The following is a 16612-nucleotide window of genomic DNA, read 5'->3' on the forward strand; positions in this document are numbered from 1 at the left end:
ATTGCCCTGTGCTTCTCGACTGAAAGAGCGGGACGGGAAACTCGGCTTCGCCTCAGACAGCCCGTCCCTTGTTTCTCTTTCAGCTTGCGATGCTCGGCTGCGCTGAAGGGGGGTGGTGCGTTTAGAAGGCTCAGTTGGAAGCCGCAACTTCAATATTTTACTCTGCCCTCCATTTCCCTGGCTGTGCTGAAAGGATTGTGCGTAGCAGAGCCTTGTATAGTTCGGTGATAGATTTAATGTGCAGTGCCGCAGAACTTCTCGCTACACAGGTTCTCATAGCAGTTCACCTTGGCATCGATAGAGCATTTATACTCCCCCTCAGCCGAGGCCGACTCTTTACAAACCGGCTGTTGGGCCCAGCGAATTTCGGTCCGCATAGAGCTCCCACAAAATTTGGACGCTTGGTTTTCCAGATTTGTTTTTGCTACATCTACAGCATATTCGTATTTTAAAAATGTGTCGGTGGTGCCAGTAAATGGGTAGTCGCGACCTGATCCCACATACTGATTTTCTTTGGGAGGTTGCTCCACGCTTCGGTTCGATTGAGTGGTCGCGGTCTGCATTTCGATATCATTAGCGGGGGTGCTTTCACTCGTTGAGGCACTACGCGCAGCTACCTGAGTAGAGGTGCTAGTCGAGGTAGACTCTTGTTGTCTGTTTTGGTTTCCAGAGGTTACTACCTGTGACGCTTGTTCGACTTCTCCTTGTTCTTGGGAAATGTCTGGCATATTTGAATTGGCTCCCAGCGCAGATGAACCGGCTGGGAGGTTGGCGTTTGTGCTGGCTGTAGCAGGGGTGAATGAACGCTGAAAAGCGGCGTCGCTCCTGATTCGGTCGCCGATCTCGGTATCGAAATTCTGTTGCAGGTTCATCATAGCCTGGCCGTTTGTACCGCCAACCACATCAGAGGCGAATGCACTGCCTATTTGGATCTTGGAAATGCTGTCGATGTCGGCTGTACCAATAATGGCGGTGCCGGCTGCCAGGGCGAAGACCTGGCCAAAGTCGATATTGCTGCTCCCGTCTCCCCATTGGACGAGAACGCCCTCATCGTATTTTATGGGGACCGGTTTATCGAAAGAGTCATCATAGTAGATTTTAAACCAGCCCTGCTCTTCACCATTAACGTATCGCCCTACAGTATATTCTGTGTAAAACGAGTCTATGTTGTTGTAAATCTCATAACCAACGCCGTTCCAGGTGTCATCTTTAGTTTCGCCCACACGAATAAAGTTGAAGCCATTGTAAAAGCCTGATATGCCCTCCCGGCTCCCTTCACTATAGGTGCCGAGGGTCACCTGATAAGTTGGCATACTCGCATACTCGGACTTAATTTGTTTGGCCGCCAATCCGTCAAAATTACCGTTTTTGAAGTCGCCGACAGATCGCACATACATTTGATCTGTATAGTTCCATATATTGATCCCGAACCCCTGAAAATGACCCTTGTTATCGAAGTCGCCATAGCGATGCCATTGGTAGCCGCTCTTTCTGAGCTCAGTTGTTAAAAGCCGAGCGTTTCGGCCTGCATTGGGAACACCTCCGATCTGGATCACACGGCGTCCGTCCGAACGCACCATGGTAAAGATCCCTTCAATCATTACTCCGCGGTCAAAACGCCCAACAAACTTGGCATCCGCCTGATCCGCTCTCGCCACACCCACACCTTGCGCTATTCCATTCAGACAGCTGCCTCGTACAAACTGCCAATCAAAGATATTAGGTTCATCGTTTGAGTTGGGGAAAAAGCCGTTTTTGTTAGTGATCGTACAAGCTGCTTCCTGACCGATCTCGGGATAGTAGGCTTCGACCGCCTTATCAAACCCCGCGCGGACAAGGTTGATATCGTTCATCATTGCCCGATGGTCGTATCGATTATTGAAACTGTCGAGAATAGCCAACTGGCGTGGATTGAATTGGAGTTCGTAAGGAGGTCCAGCAGGGTCTGGGGCGGTTGCGATTTTGATCATCTGCTTTTCCAGATCATTCACAACAGGTGACTTTATATATCGGTTGCCACCGTAGGTCTTAAGATCTCTTGCGAAGTCCTGACTGTAGCCTTCAGGGGTGATAGAGCATCCAGCAAGCGCTGTCAGTGCTGATGAGAGTATGAACAGTTTTATCCATTGATTATTCACAAAGCACGTCCCTTAAAAGTACAAGCCCAAATATTTTAGTATCTATAAGAAGACTATTTTTATAATTTGAAAAAATCAACGAATATTAGCCGGAATCTACTCGGCTTAACCTACTAAAAAACGGGAAATCTCGAAGCTTCCTGGGCAAGGTAGTTAAAACATGGATATTAAATATTCTAGAAAGTTTGTGATCAGGTCTGTGGACGTTGGATGGTGGCAGAGTATAAAAAATGGAAAGCTGCGCCCGAGTCCAATGAAAGCTATCCGTGGAAAGTGCTACTGAAGTAACTGCTCCAGGTTTTGAGCCTGCTAGTGGCACCGATAACCCCTTCAGCGCAGCCGAGCATCGCAGGCTGAAAGAGGAAAAAGGGACCGACTGTCTGAGCCGCGTAGCGGCGAGTTTGGAGATCCCGCTCTTTCAGACGAGAAGCACAGGGTAATCGGCGCAGCCGATCAAGCTGTCGGGGCGGTTTAGGATTGTTAAGGATCTTGGCCGTCCAAGATCCTTGACTCGCCAGCAGGCGAAACCTGCAATCAAGCAGCCCCGCTTTAACCAAAAGTCCCATTTTCTGAATCGCATCGCATGCAATACTCAATCAGAACCTAAAGGTTGGTTACGCATAGATACATTAATTGAAGCGTCGAATGACCGTCATTAATCGGTAGTTAAGAGGGTAGCGGATGAAGACCTACGAGCTTCTGGCAGCGGATGGAAACACGGTCCGCAGTGGAACCCCGGGTAAGTTGGGCGGCAACTCCAAGGCGGGTATCTATGGACGTCTGGACTGCACGGCAGCGAACGCTGCGCTGTCAAAAGGTTACGCGGAGCACCGTGTGTTTTTCGCAGATGAAGCCACGGCGATTGAGGCCGGCTACAGGCCTTGTGGACGCTGCATGGTGGCAGAGTACAAAAAATGGAAGTCAGGTCCCGATGAAAATGAAGACTACCCATGGAAGGTACTCCCCAAGTGATAACTTCTTGCCAAAACCATCTAATGGCACCGACAACCCCTTCAGCGCAGCCGAGCATGGCAGGCTGAAAGAGGAAAAAGGGACCGACTGTCTGAGCCGCGTAGCGGCGACTTACTTTGAGGTGGAGAGTCGGTCCCGCTCTTTCAGGCGAGAAGCACAGGGTAATCGGCGTAGCCGATCAAGCTGTCGGGGCGGCTTAGGATTGTTAAGGATCTTGGCCGTCCAAGATCCTTGACTCGCCAGTAGGCGAAACCTGCAATCAGCCAGTGCTGCCAAACACAAAAAAGCCCCGCGAAAAAATCCGCAGGGCTCCCACTCAGCCAGCCGGCTGAATAACCAAACTCTTACTGCTGATCCTGATAACTCTTAGCCGCCGCCACAGCCACTTTCTTGGCTTCGTCAGGCCCCGCAAAACCCTGGCTTTCCATACCGCCATCCGGGCCTTTGTAGTTGCTGAACCAGAGATCGACGATCTGGCTGGCGCCACCGAACTCGGCGTCGAGCTGTTCCAGGCTTTCGATGTTGGCGAACGGGGAGTCTTTGGTCAGCACCGCGATCAGTTTGTCGTCCTGTTCGCCGTCGTCGAGCATCTTCAGCACGCCGATCAGACGCACATCAACCACTTCACCGCGCGGTAGTGCCTGGCCCAGGATCAGCACGTCCAGCGGGTCGCCGTCGCCGCCGAGTTCTTTCGGCAGGGCAGTGCCGGGGATGGCGCCGTAGTTCCCCGGGTAGCCCAGGTAGTTAACGATGCGCGGCTTGCCCTTTTTGTATTCCCAGTAAACGTCTTCCGGGTTTTCCTTACTCATTTCCCACTTGGCGGAGGTGCCGGTGGGGATTTCGACCACGGCGCGCAGGGAGCCATCTTCGTTGAACGCCGGCTGCGCCATCAGGTCGATCTTGCCGCTAATGGTGTAGTCGTCTTTCTGGGTCATCGCCTCAGAGTGACGTGCAGTGTCCGCGTAGGCCAGCCCGCTGATGGTTTCGGCGTGGAGGTTTGCGCTCAGGGCGAGAAGGGTGGCCGCAGCCAGAAGTGACTTTTTCAACATGCTTGCTCCTTGATTGAATGGAGCCAATCTAGCAATAGCCTGTGACAGCCTTTTGAAACTGAACCATAAAAGCAGGGCGTCACCCTATCGCAGGGGACTGTTGCCCCTTTTCTTGGTGCTTAACCGGGCAAAATTCCTCAGCTGTCAGCAGGGGAAGTCTGGTAGGAATCAGTGCCCCAGCGTGAAAAGCTGAAAAGAGATATCCGGGGTGGCTAGCAGTCGATAGCGCTAAAATACCGGTATACTGCCGGCCTTTCACTTTTATCAGCCAGCAGTTTTGCGCTGGCCCTGCCTGCTCTGGTCGCCAGTAAGGCTCATACGCTAAAGGATTTACGATGGCCCTGATACTCAACAACTACAACATCGTGCGCATCACCGACGGTCAGCAGGTCGTGGAGTGCACCGTAATCAAAATGTGTTTCGACTATGCGGTGGTTAAATACCGTGGCAAGCAGTACAAGGTCTCTTATCAGCACATTAATCAAGTAGTTGGGCACGAGTTGCTGCTCCCGGTTGGGGACTAACCGGCGCTGCCGGTCTGGCGGCCTGGCCAGGCGCTGCCACTCCTCCTAGCTATCCCAGTTACTCGCCGGAATCCGCTGAATGTGAATATGGCTCGCCAGCCGCAGGGTAGGGCGGATCAGAAACTGGAAACTGCCGATGATAAACAGCCAGACGGCTGCCTTCTCATCCTGCGGAAATAGAAACAGGATGCTGCCGAGTAGAAACCAGACGGCGATGAAAAAGTCATTGATGATGCCGGCCAGTTCGTAGCGGCGTCGGATGATCAGCTCCTCATGACCGAGTTTCAGGGTAAGCGGGTTGTCCACATTATCATCAGGCATTGGACCTCCTTTTCGGGTTGCTGTGATTGTTGGGTTGAGATGCGCCGAGAGCATGATGGTTTCATCTCCAGGCTAAACCGCGGGTAATGGGTTGCTCTGTTTCGAGCGTTCTGTCGTATCAAAGACGTAGAAAAATAGTCAACTTTATCTGGAGGATTCCCGCCTCCAATTTGGTAGACTGCGCGCCTGAAACGAACACCCGCAACACTGTACGAGGAAATTCAATGCGCTGCGTAATACGACTCTTTTTCAGACTGCTGCGTCGGCTGCTGATGCCGTTCATGCTGATCTATGCGGCTGTCTCCAAACCCAAGCCGATTACGCGTGACCAACAGGCGCAGACCCAGGTGGACACTGAGTGCCGCAATCTGACGCTGTACCAGTTTGCGACCTGTCCATTCTGTATCAAGGTAAAAAAAGAGATCCACCGTCTGGCGCTGCCAATTGGTATGGCGAACGTGCAGAAAGATGCCCAGGCGCGTGCAGAGCTGGAGCATGGCGGTGGCCGTGTGAAGGTGCCCTGCCTTAAGATCGAGCATCAGGATGGTCGCGTCGAGTGGATGTACGAGTCATCCGATATCAATGACTACCTGCGTCAGCGCTTCGCGCCCTGAGGTCGGCTTGTCATGAGCTTTTTACGCATCTTCAGCTGGCTGTTGCTCACCTTCGGTGTGGTGGGCTTTGGCGCTGTGGTGCTCGGGCTGGTGCCGGATATCGGCGCCAAGGGCCCGGCCCTGGTGCTACTGGCAGTTCAGATCGTCTTCGCTGGCGTTGTTGTATACGGCTTCCGTCTGGTGGCGCAGGAACGCCTGAGCCCGCGCATCCTGTTCTGGGGTGGCTGGGTGCTGATTATCACCTTCGTGATCACCGGGCAGATCTGGATCAACCGTTTCCAGATCAACCTCTAGGGCTTCTCATCAGTTTGGGGTGCCGCTGTGTTAGCCCAACCCACTGATCCGCTTTACAAAAAACTCTAATACAGGCATCTTTGAGCTGTCCCTCGATGTTGCTAATCGACGTCAGTGTTACGGGCGTAGCCAGAATCGGTGCCTGCAAATCTCACAGATCTCACCGTATTCATAGGCCTGCGACCGACTATAAAAAGTGGGCCCGGCATAACAGGAAGGCCGTAAACCCGCACAGAGACACTTCTACCTGAGCTGAAACCGGCGGCGTTTTGCGTCTACTGGTTTAGTTTCGCGTGGGTGAATGTCCAGACACTGGCCGACTTTCTATGCTTAGGGAGAGTGGGATGTTTCTCGGAAAACGACTTCAGGAGATGGCGGGGCAGGTTGCCGACGGAATCAATCAGATTGTCGACGGTAATCCCGGCACCTTACAGCAAGCTGACACCTATCCGGCACTGGGCAATGCGCTGCAGCGTTTGAATGCCGGATGGCAGGATCTACAGGGACAGGTCGATGCGCCGCTGAGAGAAAAAGAGCAGTTGGAACTACAGCTCGAAGAGCTAAAAACGGAACTGCGGGGTCTCGCTGATCAGCGTGACAGTTACCGGATGGAGCTGGAGCAGACCCAGGCACAGCTGCAGGATGCTCAAGCGGAAATCTATTCGCTGAAGCAGGAAGAGCAGGTCTGGGGGTTGATCAAACGGGCGATGGTGGAAGGTAGTTGGGATTACCTGGTCATCGATGGCGACCCGGATCACCCCGATAACGTGCTGCGCTGGTCTTCGGAGTTTCGTGACCTGATCGGCTACACCGCAGCGGAGTTTCCCGATGGCTGGGACTCTTTCGAGGCAGTGTGCCACCCGGAAGATTTCAAGAAGGCGTTTGAAGCCTTTGGTGAATTTACCGCCAATACCGACCCCAACGCGAGCTACACCGTTGAATACCGGATGAAGCACAAAACTGACGGCTACATCTGGTTTCGTGAGCGAGGGCTAGGGTTACGTGATGAGCAGGGCAAGCTGTGTCGGGTGGTCGGCGCGTCCAGTGATATCAGCGAGGAGAAACGTGCCGAAACCCTGCATCAGCGCGAACTGGGCGTCATGCAGAACACCTATGAGCAGATCTCCGGCGTGGTGGATGTGATCCGCGCCATCGCCGAGCAGACCAACCTGCTGGCACTGAACGCAGCGATTGAAGCGGCCCGTGCTGGAGAAACCGGTCGCGGATTTTCTGTTGTTGCGGATGAGGTCAAACTGCTCGCCGGACGGACCCGTGATGCGACTCAGAGAATCCAGGATATGCTGGGTGACTTCAAGAAACAGGTTGAGTAATCGAATCTTAAATTGTGCGGCAAACGAGAAGGCCCCTCAGCTTCTATGCAGCTGACGGGCCTTTTGTTTTCGGTTCTGGCTCAGGATCAGCGCAGGCTGCTCCACAGCTCGCAGCGGTGCGCCTGACTAAAAGCCTGGCCTGCACGGTTGCTGACACCTGAGCTGTTCAGGTCCATGTAGGTTAACCCTTCGCTGCTGGCCTGTTTCCAGTGCGGATCATTGGCGCTGTTCGGCGTGCCTGTTCTGGCGAAGTTGGCCCAGTAGCGCTGAAACTGATCCGCCAGAGCCTGTTGCTCCGGGGTGAGTTGCTCGGGTTTGGCCAGATCGAAGTCGGTCTGGAACACGTAGACAATATCGGCGGCGTGGTAGGCGCCAAACTGGCTGATGGCATTGCTGGGCGGCAGCAGGATTGGAGCATCCTGGTCGCTGAACTCATAGGCGTAAACCGGTACCTGGTCCGCCAGCATTTTGCTGGTGGTATACGCCTGGCAGGCAAACATGGAGTCGGTCATGATCCGGCCATAGAGGCTGGCCGCGGAGGGGAAGTGCGACCAGGGGTAGGCCTCGAGTATCTCCGCCGCTTTGGCGGGGCCGTACTGGAACTCCAGCATCGACTTCAGTGAGGCGTAGTCCTTCGCCATGCCGCCTTTGGCGAAGTAGTAGGCGAACAGATTGCCCTCATCGGAGTTGCTACCGTTGATCACCGGCACCTGGTTGAAATCGCCACTGGCCAGCGCGTCCATGGCGGTTTTTGGAACCAGCGGGGTTTCGTACGTGGGCCCCCACTCACTGATCTGAACGCCATTCGCCGAGCCGCTGGTGATAACCGCCTTGTCGGCGGGAAGGGCGCGGAGGCAGGAGAGTGTCTCAGCGCTGTTCTCCGGGCAGGCGGAATTTTTCGCATAGGTTTCACCCTGGGCGTCCGCCTGCTCCCGTTTTTTCAGCAGGGAGCCGGAGAGAAACGGCCCACTCTGCAGAATCGCTTTCTGGAACAGCCCCCTGGAGCTCGGCATCAGCATCTGCGTACCTACCGACATACCACCGGCGGATTCGCCAAAAATGGTGATATTGTCCGGGTCGCCGCCAAAGGACTCGATATTGTCTTTCACCCACTGCATCGCCAACTGCTGGTCCAGCGAGCCGAAGTTACCGGAGGCATCCCCCAGCTGTGGGTGCGACAGGTAACCTAGCGGACCCATGCGATAGTTCATGCTGACGCTGATAACCTGCTGGTTTTCTGTCAGACGGGTGGGATCAAACTGATCACTGGAACCGGTGACAAAACCGCCGCCATGAATCCAGACCATGACCGGCAGGGATTCAAGCTTATCCTCGCCCTTTTCCTTAATTCGGGGCACATAGACGTTCAGATAGAGGCAGTCTTCACTACCACGCACGCTTTCCAGCGAGCCGCCAAACATGGATCCGGGTTGGGTGCAGATCGATTGAAAACGGGTGGCCTGGTAATCATCCAGATACTCCACCGGCTCGGGAGCTGCCCAGCGCAGTTCACCGACCGGCGGCTTGGCAAAGGGAATACCCTGGTATTGGATCGTTTTATCCACCGCTTTACCGGTGAAATTGCCGGCCGGGGCGTGGACCTGAGTGGCGGCCTGGGCGGTGTTCATGCCCAGGGTAAAAGCCAGGGCCAGTGGAAGAACAGGGAGGTGTGAGGATAGTGGTCGCATTACTCATTCCTTAAGTGAAAGCTCGTCTGCCTGTTTATAAAGGCAGGTTGCTGCAGGCGTAAAGTCACTTTAGGGAAAAAGGCGGAACCTACCAACTGAGGTATTCAATCGGCGTGGGATTTCAGTGTTGCGGCCAGAGAAAAGGCCGGCAGGTCATTGAATATAAACGATAAAAAAGCCCTCTAACACTGCCGGTTACGGCAAGCGTTAGAGGGCTGAAAGCTAAAGCGGTATTCAGTTAATCGGCGTTCAATTTAGCGGCTCTACTGCACAGGCTTAAGCACGCCGGCAAAGAAGCGGCTGAGGCCCTGGTAATCGTTCAGCGGCAGCACATCGGCCACATACTGATCCGGACGCACGATCACGATACAGCCCTGATCGCGGTTGATGCCGCGCATGGCGTAGATATCCTTGCCGCCGCCGGAAGATTCCGGACGTTTGTCGGCGCAGAACACCTTCTCGTAATCGCGCAGCTTAAGGCTGCCCTTCAGCGGCATCAGCAGCGGATGCAGGGTGGATGTTTCCACTGACTGATGGTGCTGCTGAAACACAGCACGCAGGTCGATCACCGAATCCTGCTCGTCACCGGCCGGGGTGTAAAGCTTCAGCGGTGATTTCGCATCTTCCGCCAGGAACTCGCACAGGGCTTTCACGCCGCACTCGTCGGACATCGGCTCCGCGCTGCCGCCAAAGGCGTAGACGCGATAGGCGCCGTTCGCGGTATGGCAGTGGCCCAGCTGCATCGGCTTGGCATCGCCCTGGCGCACCACCGGCGCGGAGTGGAAGCGCTTGCCCACGGTGAGGCCGGTGGCGAGCTCCTGATGTAAGCCCTCACTGACCATCAATGACGGGCGGTACTGGATGGAGACACCGGCGGTGTACTGACCGAACAGCTGGAAGTAGCGCTGGAACTCGGCCGGATCGACCCCGTCCGGGTTCTCGGCGGACTTCGGCTTGGCGCTGAACATGGCGGAGAACTTGCGATCGAAATCGATCAGCGCCTGGCCATATTCACGGCGCTCGTCGGAGTAGGTTTTCAGCAGCGACTCATCGGCGCGACCGGTGAGCACGTGGGCCAGTTTCCAGCCCAGGTTCCAGGTATCCATCACCGAGGTGTTCAGGCCCTGGCCCGCTTTCGGGCTGTGGGTGTGACAGGCGTCGCCGGCGAGGAAGACGCGGGCGGCACGGTCTTCGGTGGAGTCGTCAAACGCGGTGGTGATGCGCTGGCCGATCTCGTACACGCTCCACCAGGCCACTTGTTTTACGTCGATGCTGTAGGGCTGAAGAATGCGGTTGGCGCCGGCGATCAGCACGTCCGCGGTCATCTGGTCACGGGCGACGCGCTCGTTTTCCTTCAGCTTGTCGAGCTCGATATACATGCGCACCATGTAGCCGCCTTCACGCGGGATGATCAGCATGTTGCCTTCGTTGTTGGAGTGGATCAGCGACTTCAGGCGGATATCGGGGAAGTCGGTGTTGAGCAGCACATCCATCACGCCCCAGGCCTGGTTCAGGGCGTCACCCACCAGCTCCTTGCCGATGGCGGTACGCACGGCGGAACGCGCGCCATCGCAGCCGACCACGTAGCGCGCTTTGATGGTTTCCACTTCCTGGGTGTACTGGGAGAAGTTGACCATGCGCTCGACCTGAACGGTCACCGGGAACTCTTCATCCCCGGAGCCCACTTCCAGGCTCAGCAGCTTGCGCTGGTAGTGAGGTTCGAGCTTGGCGGCGCTCTGGCGCATCACATCCAGGAACATGTCGTGCACGCGCGCCTGGTTGATGATCAAGTGCGGCATCTCGGACAGATCATCGGCCACATCGGGCACCTTGCCGCTGCGTGAGATCTCGTTCGGCTTGTCTGCATCCGGCTTCCAGAAGGCCGCCTCGCTCACCTGGTAGGCTTCCTGAATGATCTGGTCGGCAAAGCCGTAGGCCTGGAACATTTCGATGGTGCGGCAGGCGATACCGTCGGCCTGGCCCACCAGCAGGCGGTCATCTTTCTGGTCGATGATGGCGACGCGGAGTCCTTCAAACTGGGTCAGCTGCGCCGCCAGGTTCAGGCCGGCAGGGCCACAGCCAACGATAAGGACGTCGACTTCTTCAGGGAGCGGACGCTTGATGGGCGGGGGTACAACGGCATCCTGCGGATCAGAAAAACGCGGATCGCCGGGGTGAAAGCCATTCTGATGAAACTGCATGGGGTGCGTCCTCTTGCTTATTATGTATTTCGAAGACCACTTTAATTCGGTTTAGATATCAGGAAAAATAGGTTTTTATTCCCAGACTAAAAGAAAATGAATAGATGAATCCTAACCTTCTGAAACAGTTAGCCATCGTGGTGAAGCAGGGCTCGCTCAGCCGCGCCTGTGAACAGCTGTACATCACGCAGCCAACGCTGACCCGAAGTATAAAACAGCTGGAGATGAAGGTTGGGGCGCCGGTGCTGAAGCGCTCCCGCCATGGTGTAATCCCCACCGAGATCGGCGCGCGGCTGGCGCAGATCGGTGAACGGATACTGGCGGATACCGATCATGGCGAAGAGGTGATACGCCAGTGGCACAGCGGTTATCACAATGAATTTACCCTGGGGATCGATCCGCTCTGGGAGTTTGCCGCTTACCGCGAGATGAGCGATCACTTCCTGCGTGAAAAGCGCTATGTATTTCATCTACGTACCGGCTCCGCTGCTGCCCAGATCGGGCTGATGCAGGCCGGCGAACTGGACTTCCTGCTGGCGCCGGCGCACCTGACTGTGGCCCAGGAAAGCCTGCAGCGCGACCTGCTGTTTCGCGACCGTTCCGGCGTATTTGCCGGCAAAAAGTCGTCACTTATCCGCAGAAAGGGCGCAGTAGCACTGGATGAGCTGGAACGGCAGAACTGGATGATCGCGGGTGCCAGCGCCGGTTTTTTGGATGGTCAGGGGGAGCTGGCCGGCCCCACCGCGGCGCGTATCGCTTTCACCGGTAGTATCCGCTCGGTGCTGCATCTGCTGAATACCACCGACATGCTGGTGCGACTGCCGGCGCGGCTGGCGCTGATGACCGGCGAGATCGCGCCTGAGCAGATGATCGAGGTGGAAGGCAAACCTGGGCCGCGCCGTGACATAGCGCTCTGGTCACGCACCGAAGAGGGGGAGCGCCCGGAGATCCTCAAGGTGCGTGAGCTGATCACCGAGCTGGTGACCGGCATGGATCAGAAAACCCCTACCTTTGGGCTCAATCTCTAGGCGTTCTTTTCAACCCCGTTTTTAAACTGCGAGCTCAAGCCTCATCACCGTAAACCCGCCGGGCCAGCTCGCGGGTGGAGCTGCGGGCATGATCGAGAAACGCCTGCATCACCGGTGTCGGGTATTTGCTGGCTGGGTAGACCACGCACCAGGAGCGGCGCAGCGGAAAGCCTTCCAGCTCCGGGATGGTAACCTGGCCCAGCTTGATCTCCGCCGTCACGCTCAGGCGCGGCAGCACGCCAACGCCCAATCCCGCCAAAATCCCGTGCTTGATCGCCACGTTGGAGCCCAGCTCCAGGCGCGGCGCCAGTTTCAGCCGGTTCTGAGCGCACCAGACTTCCAGCGCATGGCGAGTGCCGGAGCCGGCTTCGCGCATCAGCAGACGGGCGTTGAAAAAATCCTGGGTGCTGAGGTTTTCCTTCTGCAGCAGCGGATCGTCCGAGCGCACAACCGGCACCATGATGTTATCGAGGAAGGGCAGGGTGTTCAGGTTACGGGACTCAGGCACCATCCCCATGATCACCAGGTGGTCCTGGTTGGTGTTAAGACGCTCCACCGCCTGGGCACGGTTAACGATGGTCAGGCTTACATCCACTTGTGGGTAAGCCTCCAGAAACGACTCCAGCAGGTAGGGTACGGAATATTGCGCCGTGCTCACCGCAGCCAGACGTAGTTCGCCACGCACCTGGCCATCCAGTTCTGCCAGCTGCATCTGCAGCCGTTCCAGGTCGGTAAACATGGTGTCTACGGTTCTCGACAGCTGCTCGCCGGCGGCGGTCACATACAGCTTTTTCCCCACATATTCGAACACCGGCTGGCCCATCGCCTGTTCCAGTTGCCTTATCTGCGCGCTCACGGCGGGCTGGGTCAGGCCAAGTTCCTCGGCGGCGCGGCTGTAATTCAGGTGGTGAGCCACCGCCTTGAACACCTGTAACTGACGAAAAGAGAGCCGATTCAAGAGCTGGTTCAGAGAGTAAGGCATGGGCGAAATCCAGTGCTGACGGGCCGTCGGTTTGGGTTTGAAAAAGAGCTATAAGGTATTTCTTATGATACTCAGAAGAAATATCAATTTATACATTTAAGCCGACTCGTTTAGTGTGATTCGCATTGATCGACACACTCTTTCGGAGACGATCCATGCTGAAGAAGATCCTGATCGCTAACCGGGGCGAAATTGCGGTTCGCATCGTGCGGGCCTGTGCGGAGATGAATATCCGCTCGGTTGCGATCTACACCGAAGCCGACCGCTATGCGCTGCACGTGAAGCGGGCAGACGAGGCGCACAGCCTGGGTGAAGACCCGCTGGCGGGGTACCTCGACGCTCGTCGAATCGTGAACCTGGCGGTGGAAACCGGCTGCGATGCGATCCATCCCGGTTATGGCTTCCTGTCGGAAAACAGCGAGTTCGCCCGTATCTGTGCCGAGCGCGGTATCACCTTTATCGGCCCCAAGGCTGAGGTTATCGCCAAGATGGGCGACAAGACTGCCGCCCGAGCCAGCATGATCGCTGCCGGTGTGCCGGTCACTCCCGGTTCCGAAGGCAATCTGGCCGACCTTGATGAGGCGATCAAGGTCGCCGGTGAGATCGGTTACCCGGTGATGCTTAAAGCGACCTCCGGCGGTGGCGGCCGCGGTATCCGTCGCTGTGACAGCGAGACCGAACTCAAGGCGCAGTACCCCCGTGTTATCTCCGAAGCCACCAAGGCCTTCGGTTCTGCCGAAGTGTTTCTTGAGAAGTGCATCGTCGATCCGAAGCATATTGAAGTCCAGGTTCTGGCGGACAGCCAGGGTGATGCGATTCACCTTTACGAGCGTGACTGCTCCATCCAGCGCCGTAATCAGAAGCTGATCGAGATCGCGCCGAGCCCGTCACTGACGCCGGAGCAGCGTCATTACGTGGGTGAGCTGGCCGTACGCGCCGCCAAGGCGGTGGGGTACGAGAACGCCGGTACCGTGGAGTTTCTGGTTACCGGTAACGAGATCTACTTCATGGAGATGAACACCCGTGTGCAGGTTGAGCACACCATCTCTGAGCAGATCACCGGCGTGGATATCGTGCGTGAACAGATCCGCATCGCTTCCGGTCTGTCGCTGGCCTATCGCCAGGAGGATATCTCCTTCCGCGGTTTTGCCCTGCAGTTCCGTATCAACGCCGAAGATCCGAAAAACAACTTTCTGCCGAGTTTTGGCCGCATCACCCGTTACTACGCGCCGGGTGGTCCCGGTGTGCGTACCGATACGGCGATCTACACCGGTTACACCATTCCGCCGTACTTCGACTCCATGTGCCTGAAGCTCATCGTCTGGGCGCTGAACTGGGAAGAGGCGCTGGATCGTGGTTCCCGCGCACTGGCGGACATGCGGGTGCAGGGTGTGAAAACCACCGCCCGTTACTACCAGGAGATCCTGCAGAACCCGGATTTCCGTAGCGGTGAATTCAATACCAGCTTCGTGCCGACCCATCCGGAGCTGCAAAACTACTCGGACAAGCGCGATCCCAGCGAACTTGCGCTGGCTATCGCTACAGCTATCGCGGCATACGCCGGCGTTTAACGGGCTGCGAAAAGGAGAGAATTGATGAGCAAAGTGAACGTTACCGACGTCATCCTGCGTGATGCACACCAGTCCCTGATCGCCACCCGTATGCGTACCGAAGATATGCTGCCGATCTGTGACAAGCTCGACAAAGTGGGCTTCTGGTCACTGGAAGTCTGGGGCGGTGCTACCTTTGACGCCTGCGTCCGCTTTTTGAAAGAGGATCCCTGGGAGCGTCTGCGCGAGCTGCGCAAGGCGCTGCCGAACACCCGCCTGCAGATGCTGCTGCGCGGCCAGAACCTGCTTGGTTACCGCCACTATGCCGATGATGTAGTTGAGGCGTTTGTCGCCAAGGCTGCTGAGAACGGTATCGACGTGTTCCGTGTTTTCGATGCGCTGAACGATCTGCGTAACCTCGAAACCGCGATCAAGGCGGTTAAAAAGGCCGGCAAACATGCGCAGGGTACTATCTGCTACACCACCAGCCCGGTGCATACCGAAGCGCTGTTCGTGAAGCAGGCGCAAGAGCTGAAGGCGATGGGCGCCGACTCCATCGCGATCAAGGATATGGCCGGTCTGCTGACCCCGTACGCCACCTATGATTTGGTCAAGGCGATCAAGAGCGGGGTCGATCTGCCGGTATTTATTCACAGCCACTCAACCGCAGGCCTGGCGGCTCAGTGTCAGCTGAAGGCGGTGGAAGCGGGTGCCGAGCATATCGATACCGCGATCTCCTCGTTCGCCTCCGGCACCAGTCACCCGGCTACGGAATCCCAGGTTGCGGCGCTGCGCGGTACCCAGTGGGATACCGGCCTGGATCTGGAGTTGCTGGGCGAGATTGCCGATTACTTCCGCGAAGTGCGTAAGAAGTATCACCAGTTTGAATCCGAATTCACCCGTGAAGACGTATCGGTTCAGATCAACCAGGTGCCGGGCGGCATGATGTCCAACCTTGCCAACCAGCTCAAAGAGCAGAACGCCCTGGGCCGTATCCGCGAAGTGTTCGCCGAGATTCCGGCGGTGCGCAAGGATTTGGGTTACCCGCCGTTGGTCACACCGACCTCACAGATCGTCGGTACCCAGGCGGTGCTGAACGTGCTCTCCGGTGAGCGTTACAAGACCATCACCAACGAGGTGAAACGTTACCTTCAGGGTGGTTACGGTCATCCGCCGGCCGAGGTCGATGCCCAGCTGCAGACCAAGGCGGTCGGTAAAGAAGAGCTGATCGACGGTCGCCCGGCAGATTTGCTGAGTCCAGAGATGGCGCGCCTGACCAAAGAGATCGGCGAACTGGCCAAGTCCGATGAGGACGTACTGACTTTCGCCATGTTCCAGGATATCGGCCGCCAGTTCCTCGAACAGCGTGAAGCCGGCACTCTGGAGCCGGAACAACTGCTGCCCGCTACTCAGGGCGGTCGTGCCATGGACGAAGGCGTGGCTACCGAGTTCAAGATCGACGTGCACGGCGAGACCTACCAGGTGGCGATCACCGGTGTGGGTGGTAAGGAGAGCGGCAAACGCCATGTTTACCTCAGCATCGATGGTCTGCCGGAAGAGGTGATGTTTGAACCGCTCAACGCCTACGTCGGCGGCACCACCGCCAGCGGTCGTCTGCAGGCCAGCGCACCGGGTCATGTGACCACCGGTATGCCGGGCAATATTGTTGATGTGCTGGTGGCTGCGGGTGATGAGGTGACTGCCGGGCAGGCGGTGCTGATCACCGAAGCGATGAAGATGGAAACCGAAATTCAGGCACCGATCGCCGGCAAGGTGAAGGGCGTGCATGTCGCCAAGGGCGACCGCGTCACCCCGGGCGAGGTGCTGATCGAAATCGAGGGGTAAGAAAGCCCAAGGCTTGCTTTACCTGAGATAAAACTCGTTACGAGTTGCAATGGAGCTTGGCCCTCATCAGGAAAC

13 protein-coding genes and 1 pseudogene are annotated in these 16612 nt (G+C 56.6%); 8 read left to right on the plus strand and 6 right to left on the minus strand.

Annotated features, from left to right (window positions below):
• Positions 1–233: 233 nt before the first annotated feature.
• Positions 234–2138, minus strand: a complete 1905-nt coding sequence (locus CLV83_RS17565; protein ID WP_132295544.1) for an MORN repeat-containing protein — start codon at positions 2136–2138, stop codon at positions 234–236.
• Positions 2139–2819: 681 nt separating this feature from the next.
• On the opposite strand from CLV83_RS17565, the gene CLV83_RS17570 reads away from it, so the two are divergent.
• Positions 2820–3110: an Ada metal-binding domain-containing protein gene (locus CLV83_RS17570; RefSeq protein ID WP_132295547.1), complete on the plus strand. Its 291-nt coding sequence runs from the start codon at positions 2820–2822 to the stop codon at positions 3108–3110.
• A 344-nt stretch (positions 3111–3454) separates the two neighbouring features.
• Here CLV83_RS17570 and CLV83_RS17575 read toward each other — a convergent pair whose 3' ends face one another.
• Positions 3455–4159, minus strand: coding sequence for an inorganic diphosphatase (locus CLV83_RS17575; RefSeq protein ID WP_132295550.1), 705 nt, complete (start codon positions 4157–4159; stop codon positions 3455–3457).
• Positions 4160–4494: 335 nt separating this feature from the next.
• Here CLV83_RS17575 and CLV83_RS17580 point away from each other — a divergent pair, with 335 nt between their 5' ends.
• Entirely contained in the window at positions 4495–4683 is a 189-nt protein-coding gene (locus CLV83_RS17580) for a hypothetical protein (RefSeq protein ID WP_104004069.1), read from the plus strand.
• A gap of 45 nt (positions 4684–4728) precedes the next feature.
• Here CLV83_RS17580 and CLV83_RS17585 read toward each other — a convergent pair whose 3' ends face one another.
• Positions 4729–5004 (minus strand): YrhK family protein, encoded by a 276-nt coding sequence (locus CLV83_RS17585; protein ID WP_132295553.1) that lies wholly within the window; start codon positions 5002–5004, stop codon positions 4729–4731.
• A 224-nt stretch (positions 5005–5228) separates the two neighbouring features.
• Between CLV83_RS17585 and CLV83_RS17590 the strand changes: the two genes are divergently transcribed.
• The 3 genes and pseudogenes from CLV83_RS17590 to CLV83_RS22950 all read left to right on the plus strand — a co-directional run.
• Positions 5229–5618, plus strand: coding sequence for a glutaredoxin family protein (locus CLV83_RS17590; protein WP_132295556.1), 390 nt, complete (start codon positions 5229–5231; stop codon positions 5616–5618).
• 12 nt (positions 5619–5630) lie between these two features.
• Positions 5631–5912 carry a hypothetical protein gene (locus CLV83_RS17595; RefSeq protein WP_132295559.1) on the plus strand — a complete coding sequence of 94 codons (282 nt, stop codon included), beginning with the start codon at positions 5631–5633 and terminating at the stop codon, positions 5910–5912.
• 707 nt (positions 5913–6619) lie between these two features.
• Positions 6620–7237 (plus strand): annotated as a pseudogene (locus CLV83_RS22950) (methyl-accepting chemotaxis protein); the annotation flags it as partial.
• Between the two features lie 92 nt (positions 7238–7329).
• On the opposite strand, the gene CLV83_RS17605 reads toward CLV83_RS22950, so the two are convergent.
• Positions 7330–8931, minus strand: a complete 1602-nt coding sequence (locus tag CLV83_RS17605; protein WP_132295566.1) for a carboxylesterase/lipase family protein — start codon at positions 8929–8931, stop codon at positions 7330–7332.
• Between the two features lie 263 nt (positions 8932–9194).
• The gene (locus tag CLV83_RS17610) at positions 9195–11132 is read right to left on the minus strand and encodes an FAD-dependent monooxygenase (RefSeq protein WP_132295569.1); all 1938 of its coding nucleotides are present in this window, start codon (positions 11130–11132) and stop codon (positions 9195–9197) included.
• A gap of 104 nt (positions 11133–11236) precedes the next feature.
• Here CLV83_RS17610 and CLV83_RS17615 point away from each other — a divergent pair, with 104 nt between their 5' ends.
• Positions 11237–12160 carry a LysR family transcriptional regulator gene (locus CLV83_RS17615; RefSeq protein ID WP_132295572.1) on the plus strand — a complete coding sequence of 308 codons (924 nt, stop codon included), beginning with the start codon at positions 11237–11239 and terminating at the stop codon, positions 12158–12160.
• A gap of 34 nt (positions 12161–12194) precedes the next feature.
• Here CLV83_RS17615 and CLV83_RS17620 read toward each other — a convergent pair whose 3' ends face one another.
• On the minus strand, positions 12195–13142 hold the full coding sequence (locus CLV83_RS17620; protein WP_132295575.1) for a LysR family transcriptional regulator: 948 nt from the start codon (positions 13140–13142) through the stop codon (positions 12195–12197).
• A gap of 155 nt (positions 13143–13297) precedes the next feature.
• On the opposite strand from CLV83_RS17620, the gene CLV83_RS17625 reads away from it, so the two are divergent.
• Entirely contained in the window at positions 13298–14713 is a 1416-nt protein-coding gene (locus CLV83_RS17625) for an acetyl-CoA carboxylase biotin carboxylase subunit (protein WP_132295578.1), read from the plus strand.
• Positions 14714–14737: 24 nt separating this feature from the next.
• Positions 14738–16537 carry a sodium-extruding oxaloacetate decarboxylase subunit alpha gene (gene oadA, locus CLV83_RS17630; RefSeq protein WP_132295581.1) on the plus strand — a complete coding sequence of 600 codons (1800 nt, stop codon included), beginning with the start codon at positions 14738–14740 and terminating at the stop codon, positions 16535–16537.
• The last annotated feature ends 75 nt before the right edge of the window (positions 16538–16612 follow it).

It is taken from the genome of Marinobacterium mangrovicola (assembly GCF_004339595.1).
Lineage (GTDB): Bacteria > Pseudomonadota > Gammaproteobacteria > Pseudomonadales > Balneatricaceae > Marinobacterium_D > Marinobacterium_D mangrovicola.

What these genes read in the sequence shown, in the direction of transcription:
- CLV83_RS17570 (WP_132295547.1), top strand. Translation starts at nt 2,820, where the DNA reads ATGAAGACCTACGAGCTTCTGGCAGCGGATGGAAACACGGTCCGCAGT.
- CLV83_RS17575 (WP_132295550.1), bottom strand. Translation starts at nt 4,159, where the DNA reads ATGTTGAAAAAGTCACTTCTGGCTGCGGCCACCCTTCTCGCCCTGAGC.
- CLV83_RS17580 (WP_104004069.1), top strand. Translation starts at nt 4,495, where the DNA reads ATGGCCCTGATACTCAACAACTACAACATCGTGCGCATCACCGACGGT.
- CLV83_RS17585 (WP_132295553.1), bottom strand. Translation starts at nt 5,004, where the DNA reads ATGCCTGATGATAATGTGGACAACCCGCTTACCCTGAAACTCGGTCAT.
- CLV83_RS17590 (WP_132295556.1), top strand. Translation starts at nt 5,229, where the DNA reads ATGCGCTGCGTAATACGACTCTTTTTCAGACTGCTGCGTCGGCTGCTG.
- CLV83_RS17595 (WP_132295559.1), top strand. Translation starts at nt 5,631, where the DNA reads ATGAGCTTTTTACGCATCTTCAGCTGGCTGTTGCTCACCTTCGGTGTG.
- CLV83_RS17605 (WP_132295566.1), bottom strand. Translation starts at nt 8,931, where the DNA reads ATGCGACCACTATCCTCACACCTCCCTGTTCTTCCACTGGCCCTGGCT.
- CLV83_RS17610 (WP_132295569.1), bottom strand. Translation starts at nt 11,132, where the DNA reads ATGCAGTTTCATCAGAATGGCTTTCACCCCGGCGATCCGCGTTTTTCT.
- CLV83_RS17615 (WP_132295572.1), top strand. Translation starts at nt 11,237, where the DNA reads ATGAATCCTAACCTTCTGAAACAGTTAGCCATCGTGGTGAAGCAGGGC.
- CLV83_RS17620 (WP_132295575.1), bottom strand. Translation starts at nt 13,142, where the DNA reads ATGCCTTACTCTCTGAACCAGCTCTTGAATCGGCTCTCTTTTCGTCAG.
- CLV83_RS17625 (WP_132295578.1), top strand. Translation starts at nt 13,298, where the DNA reads ATGCTGAAGAAGATCCTGATCGCTAACCGGGGCGAAATTGCGGTTCGC.
- oadA (WP_132295581.1), top strand. Translation starts at nt 14,738, where the DNA reads ATGAGCAAAGTGAACGTTACCGACGTCATCCTGCGTGATGCACACCAG.